Source organism: Nostocoides veronense (assembly GCF_039531185.1).
GTDB lineage: Bacteria > Actinomycetota > Actinomycetes > Actinomycetales > Dermatophilaceae > Nostocoides_A > Nostocoides_A veronense.
In genome coordinates this window covers 1-823 of record NZ_BAAAPO010000082.1, presented here as the reverse complement: position 1 = coordinate 823, position 823 = coordinate 1, and the positions used below count along the sequence as shown (strand labels likewise).

The window sequence follows — 823 nt, the reverse complement described above, 5'->3', positions numbered from 1 at the left end:
GGTGGCGATGGCCTGCTTGAGCATGGGGTCCTGGCCCCGGTTGCGGGGCCCTCTGGGCGGTTTCGGGCAGGCTGGCGCTATGCCGTCGCCTCGGTGAGGGCGACGGCACGGGCTCGCATCAGCCAGTTCGCTGAGGCGAACAGGACATGGAGGTGGTTGAGGTTCTTGCCGATCCCGCGGTAGCGGGTCTTGGTGAACCCGAAGTCGCGCTTGACGATCAAGAAGGGATGCTCGACCTTGGCCCGCACACCCGCCTGTCGTGACTCCACGTCCCGGTCGTGGGCGTGCATCGTCTTCAACGTGCCCTTGCGGGCCGCGACCCGCCACTGGATCTTCGAGCGGTGTTCGTCGCCGGTGATCTCGGGCCGTTTCTGAGCACCCTGGTAGCCCGCGTCGGCGTAGGCGACCTCGTCATCATCCCGCACCAGGTTGGCTGCCTCGTCCAGGTCGTGCACGTTCGCGGCGGTCGCGGTGACCGAGTGGACGTACCCGGTGCCCGCGTCGGCGCCGATGTGGGCCTTCATGCCGAAGTACCACTGGCTGCCCTTCTTGGTCTGGTGCATCTCCGGATCCCGGGTACCGGTGGCGTTCTTCGTCGAGGATGGCGCGGCGATGATCGTGGCATCCACAATCGAACCGCCCCGCATGATCCACCCCCGCTCCTCGAAGACCTCGTTCTGCGCCGCAAACAACTTCTCCCCCAGGTGGTGCTCCTCCAACAGGTGGCGGAAGTGGAGCAGGGTGGTCGCATCGGGGACCTGCTCGACAGCGAAATCCAGGCCCATGAACTTCCGCATCGCATAGGAGTCGTAGATCGCCTCCT

1 protein-coding gene is annotated in these 823 nt (G+C 66.0%); it reads right to left on the bottom strand.

Going from position 1 to position 823, the window contains the following annotated elements:
• Positions 1–77: 77 nt before the first annotated feature.
• The coding region (locus ABD225_RS18595; RefSeq protein ID WP_344089197.1) for an IS5 family transposase at positions 78–823 on the bottom strand (746 nt) is incomplete at its 5' end.